6 protein-coding genes are annotated in these 5892 nt (G+C 47.9%); all 6 read right to left on the bottom strand.

Annotation, left to right across the window (positions count from 1 at the left end; translation table 11 throughout):
• Nucleotides 1-1102: hypothetical protein (locus EVX52_RS24990; protein ID WP_129992346.1), on the bottom strand; the 1102-nt coding region annotated here is incomplete at its 3' end.
• Complete coding sequence (locus EVX52_RS24985; protein ID WP_129992345.1) at nucleotides 1102-1359, bottom strand: PAAR domain-containing protein; 258 nt, start codon at nucleotides 1357-1359, stop codon at nucleotides 1102-1104. The genes EVX52_RS24985 and EVX52_RS24990, both read right to left, overlap by 1 nt.
• On the bottom strand, nucleotides 1356-3383 hold the full coding sequence (locus EVX52_RS24980; protein ID WP_129992344.1) for a hypothetical protein: 2028 nt from the start codon (nucleotides 3381-3383) through the stop codon (nucleotides 1356-1358). The genes EVX52_RS24985 and EVX52_RS24980 overlap by 4 nt, the downstream gene beginning before the upstream one ends.
• A gap of 3 nt (nucleotides 3384-3386) precedes the next feature.
• Complete coding sequence (locus tag EVX52_RS24975) at nucleotides 3387-4253, bottom strand: hypothetical protein (RefSeq protein WP_129992343.1); 867 nt, start codon at nucleotides 4251-4253, stop codon at nucleotides 3387-3389.
• 2 nt (nucleotides 4254-4255) lie between these two features.
• Nucleotides 4256-5209 carry a hypothetical protein gene (locus EVX52_RS24970; protein ID WP_129992342.1) on the bottom strand — a complete coding sequence of 318 codons (954 nt, stop codon included), beginning with the start codon at nucleotides 5207-5209 and terminating at the stop codon, nucleotides 4256-4258.
• 18 nt (nucleotides 5210-5227) lie between these two features.
• Nucleotides 5228-5892, bottom strand: a 665-nt coding sequence (locus EVX52_RS24965; protein ID WP_240783501.1) for a DUF2345 domain-containing protein, incomplete at its 5' end; no start/stop codon positions are given.

The following is a 5892-nucleotide window of genomic DNA, read 5'->3' as shown; positions in this document are numbered from 1 at the left end:
TAATCATGTCGGCAGCGGCCCCCAACATCAGCCAGCCCGAAAGAGAACCATACCCTCCACAACCTTTGTCGAAATCCAGTTGCCCACCCATAGGGGCTTCCTGGCGCAGCGGTAATTTCAGGTCATGGACAACGGCATTGAGCTTCTGACGCAGGGTGCCGGTCAGCCCGGAGAACCACACCAGACGAAGAGACTCTGCCGGTTGTTGCGACATATCGCGCAGTTCCCGCAAATCTTCCGGCAGTTTTTTCAGATTTAGCGGCATGGTTCTGAAGAGCTGCGGGGCATTTTGCACGGCATCGGGTCTAAGCAAGTTGGCGGGGGAGAGCAGCAGGCCGGTCGCGATTTCGCTGAGAGGCTTTTCCTCCACACCGTCGTAGTACTGCATCGCAATAACGAGAGAGGGAGTGCGTGCGTCTAAGCAGGTTCCCACAGTTTCCAGAGACGCCTGCGGGCCGACAGGGTTTACCTGTAACGAGTAACCGGGATAAAGCGTTTGCCAGAGCTCTTCGAGGTAGAGAATGTGTGTTTCAGTCACCTCCGTTTGCGTCTGCACATAGAGTCTGAACGTTCCCTCCCTGGGCAGATTCAGCGTTTTGATTGCGTCTTCAAACGACGTCAGGATATGGCGGCAGATGATTTCAAAGCGATAAATCCCCGGCGGCACGTCATCGTCAGGAAACAGCAACACGGCAGGCTCCTCGTTATCGCCTTCTGGACGGGAGAGGCCCGCGACCTGCGGGTATAAATCCAGCCTGGTGGTGAAGTTCACGCTATCAACAATATGCAGATGCTGATGTGTCCAGTTTTGCCACGCAGCGTTTGTATTTGCCTGCCAGTGCGTCCAGCTGTAATACATCAGCGCCCCCCCTTCCCATATCAGGAGATAAAGCGACAGACACGACAATATCCCCACCAATGTGAAGCCGGTCAGCGGCAGATAATGCCCTGAAGACAACGGATACAACCCGGTTGATGGCGTATCGAGCACTACCCAGACTAAAGCCAGTGCAAAAGCCAGCAGAAAAATAAACACGCAGACCCACGGCGACCATGACATGGGTTTTTGCGGTAACGTTGCCTTGGGAACTGACCAGCCCATTATTCGAACCCTGCATCAGGGAAGCTGGCATAGACTACCGACCCACATTCAGTTTTGCACAGATGTACCACAATCCCTTTTCCCTGCTCCTCATAATCTGGCTCGCATTCGATAATGCGGTTAGGACCATGTTCCTCGCAGCTCACCATGTCATGTAGCAACGCCGCATTTTTGCCCTCAATCTCAAACGTCGATGAAGCAGAAACCACAGCGCCGCCGTGGGAAGTTTTATCCCCAAGAACCACGACATTTTTCATGCGAGTTCTCCCTGCGGTTTCTGTGCCCGGACTAATGCGATATTGTCAGCCTCGGCCTTTTTCACTGCGGCGTCATAGCGCTGCCGGGCATCAGCATCTACGTCTTTACGGATAATGGGCGGCAGCGGAGGTGGCGTGAAAGTGCCTGTTTGGTAGTAATCATCTGAGCCAATATGTGTCCAGTCAGCCATATCGCGCAGCATCTGCATCTGCGTTTCGTTCTGACCGATATTACAGAAGCCTATCGGCAAGTCGTAGGCCATCACCTGCTGAAGGAATAACGGGTTTTGAGGTAAATCACTGTGGTCGGCAGGCCGGGAAATATACTGGCTTATGCGCGAACGCATATGCTCAACGCTTTCCCTGGCAACATTCCGTTTGTCATAGGGAGAACCAGAGCCTGGCGGCACAGGGAAGGTTTTGCGCTCATTGAAGCCATAGAGTTTGATGTAGTATTTGTAGGTATTGTCGTTGGGCTTCCCTGTTTCCGGGGCATTGGTGCTCCAGCTATAACCATAGCTGTCATAATTTTTATCAGCCAGATAGATTGAATGTGCTGCTTTATCGGCGGGTAAGTCTTCAATATGTTTGCGGTCTTTATCGAAATCAGCCAGCTGCTCCGCAGTTATTGGCAGAGGGACCTGTTCGGCATTGATAAACAGCTTTTGGTTTGGGTCCGGATCAGGCCATGCCTGGCGACTAAACACAGAATCATTGCTGTCCCAGAATGTTTTACCGCCATTTGGTTTCCAGTCCCTGCTCATATCCGGCAACGTACCGAACGGCGTTTGCGGATTCGGTGCTTCGCCACAGGCCATATTACGGGCGAGCATGCGCACAAAAAGTGAGTTTTCCGGCACCATCGCAAAAACAGGGTGCGGCTGGGTATAGTTGCTGGCTTTCGTATTGGGAAGCCCTTGCCAGCCAATACTCAATAAGGGTGACGACCCCATTACCCGGTCATGTGGGCTGCAATAAATATACGTGCGTCCGTGATTGTCCCGCTCAGGAACATCCGGATTGGAGGTTTTCCCATCCGGTTGCCAGTTCTCGCACGCACCATCAACACCACAGACCAGTTTCTTCGGGTTGGCGTTCTTAAGCCGGTCCTTATTTTCAGCCACTTTGCCGACAATATCAGCAAAGGTGACACGTCTCGCGGCGTCAGAGATACATTCCGCTAATGGATAGGAGAGATAGTCCATCCCTTTGCTTTCCAGACAGAGCGGTGAATTCATCACAAAGAGCGCATCGGGTGCGGCACCCTCCATTGCCGCTGCGGCAGTAGCAATCATGGTGCCCTGGCTGTGAGATATAACGGTGACGGTATCCGTCGGGCTGAGTTCGCGAATTTTCTTCACTAAATTTGCCAGTCGTTCCGCTGCATGGGCGTAATATTCACGCGGCGGTGCGTTTGCCAAAAGACGGTCTGTTTCTTCATTGATAAACTGCGTACTGAAGGGGATAGGGATTTTTTTGACCCATTTGCTGAAACCGTACTTGCTCCACAATGAATACAGGGAAGTACAACCGTTTTGAAAAGGGCCACCGCCCCAGAAAAATGGATATTTATTGTTTTTTATCTGTTCATCATTGAGATCATTATAGCTAATCCCTTTTTCTGTTCTGAGCGGAATGGCGAAATCTTTTTCGGTACCTGGTTTTGCGCAGTATCCCCAGTAAAACCGAATAATTGGAGAACGTTCACTTTTAGTAATCTTTGCCGGAAAGATGCCGCCTTCATTATATGCATTGGGTTTTAGGGCAAAATTTGTGCCTTTCAGGCCAAGACGCTGATTAAGCCCTTCACAAAGGTTTTCTTCCGCTGGTGTGTACCATTCACCTTCCGAGTTTACGCCGTGAACAAAGATAACCAAGCCCGGGAGTTGGATATCTTTTCTTATCTCCCCCCGAACACAAACATTTTGCGGACTCATAGTACTTCTGGCTTGTTGAATACCATTAGGTGTCGTTTCACTGTTCAGTAAGCGAGTAGGTTGATCGTGTTGATAGGCTTCAGACATAAATCATCCTTGATTTTCAGATTGGCGGGGAAGTAAATCGAGATTACAACTAAAGTGAGTTGTAATCTGAGAAGATAACTCCAAGCTAGGAATTACATCCTCGGGTGTTTTATTTCTTATGTCATAATATATTATGCTTATTTTACTACCAAGTTCAGAAAGTTGTTCGGCCGTATAAGAATATTTTGTTGATAACAATCTACCACTTATTCCTAAAGGGTTTTCCTTATCTAATACATCTTGAGGGATACCTATCGTCAGCATTTTTTTGTAAAAAATATCGTTTATTAAAATCTCTCGTGGCTGTATGAATGCATCTGTGCTATTGACCATGTATTTATCAGCGGTATATCCTTCATTTTTGATATAGATAGCGTCATCAGTCACAACGATGGTATAATTTTTAGAGCTTGAGCTATTAATTGCCCCAAACTTAATATCACTAAAATTTTTTCCGCCATTATTACTGGCTGACAAGATACTGTAAGCACAACCCCGGAGCGGGTCCCCGCATGCATCGTTATCTCCACTCACTAACGGTAGCGCCAGCATGTCGTCGTTTTTCGCTGCCCAGATAAACTTGCCCTTATAGTTCATTGTTCCCTTAGAAAGGAACCAGAGCTTCGTTTTTATCTTCTTGTTATCATTGTGATAATAAATCGAACCATCATCGCAGTTCGAATAATCCTCCAGCGTGAGATAGCGATTTTTATCGATACGATAAATCACCTGTGGCGGGTTATGGATGGGTTGTACTGCCAGCTTTTTTGGCTGCGTGGATGTTTGCACCGGAGGCGGTGTCACCGCACAGCCATTCAGGCCGGTCAGCGAGAATACTAATGTACCTGCGAGTAAAGTTAGCTTTTTCATGGTCATCCTTGATTTGTTAGCTGAGAAGGGACCATTGCGGCATTGCAGGTAAATTGATTGCTGGCTTCATTATTTTTCTTTATATCGGGGAGTTTTTCTGTATGCGGTGAATCATTGTATTTATCAAACAGAATGCCGGCTTTTATACCCAGCGCATCCACTTGGGCATCAGAGTAATGATATTTATTAGTTAGCTTGCGATCGTAATATCCCATTGGGTTTTCTTTAACTAATACATCTTCAGGTACACCTAACTTCAACATTCCTTTGTAAAATTCATCCTGGATCCAGGCTTGCCTTACGTTATAAAACTCGCCATTGCTATTAATTGCATACTTATCAGTAGATGGATATAGGTTGCTTTTGAAGTAAATTGCATCATCAGTCAAAACGATTGTGTAATTTTTAGAGCTTGAGCTGTTAATTGCACCAAATTTAATATCACTGAATTTTTTCCCACCATCATTACTGGCTGACAAGATACTGTAAGCACAACCTCTTAGCGAGTCCCCGCATGCATCGTTATCACCACGAACAAATGGCAGAGCCAGTATGTCGTCATTTTTTGCCGCCCAGATAAACTTGCCCTTGTAGTTCATTGTTCCCCTGGAAAGGAACCAGAGCTTCGTTTTTATTTTCTTGTTATCATTGTGATAATAAATCGAACCATCATCGCAGTTCGAATAATCCTCCAGCGTGAGATAGCGATTTTTATCGATACGATAAATCACCTGCGGCGGGTTATAGATTGTTGCAGCCAATTGTTGCTTCTTAGTAGCCTCAATTTTTAAAGCTTCTTGCCTTTCATTATATTCTCGAGCCTGACGAGCTTCCGCTATTCCGGAAAAAGGGTTACCTATAGCCAGCCCTCCCCAGGGGCCAACAGCACAACCTGTCATACTTATCACCGCAGAAAGACTGAGCGCGCTGACGATTAATTTAGTTATTTTTTTCATATTCGGTCCTTGAAGTCCTTATTCGCCATCCAGTAACGAAATGACCATATCCTGCGCGGCTTGTGATTGAGTGAGAGAGGTCATGCCTTTTTCATCAGTCAGCCCTTCAATGATCTGTCCGTCATCCAGCGTGATTTTATATTTCTGGGAAGCCAGTGGTTTGCCGTTGAGCGGATGAGTAACGACAAACCCTTCATTGAACTGTTCCGGCTCGAACGATTTCATCGCGCTCTGCATGCTGGCCGAGCCCTGCTTGACGATGCCGCCATTTTTCACCAGCAGTTTCCCCGGCCCGCCAACTTCAACGTTACCGCCTTTCAGCTTGATGTAGGCTCCGCCGCAGACCAGAACCAGCTCGTCCTGTGCTGTCACCGTCATTTTTTTGCCACTGGCAATATGCGTATCGTCCGTTGACCAGGTGGTGAATTTCCCGCCCTGCGCCTGAACGTCGATGTCGCCTTTGGCGGCAAACATTTTGGTGCCCTGTCGGCTGTAGAGGCTGATTTGATCACCGGCGGCGACGGTGAATTTCTTCGTCGCGCCGATATCCACCTGCTTACCGGCGGTCAGCGTCAGGCTGTCTTGCGCGTACAATTGCATACTGTCCCCGCTGACAATACCGACGCCTTTTGGTGCGCTTAAAAGCAAAACGGCTCGCTGAAGTTTGTCGAGTTTCTGCTGTA

Origin of the sequence: Rahnella sp. CFA14(1/10) (assembly GCF_004195095.1) — a bacterium.
Taxonomy (GTDB): Bacteria; Pseudomonadota; Gammaproteobacteria; order Enterobacterales; family Enterobacteriaceae; genus Rahnella; species Rahnella perminowiae.
This window is presented reverse-complemented; position numbering and strand designations above follow the sequence as displayed.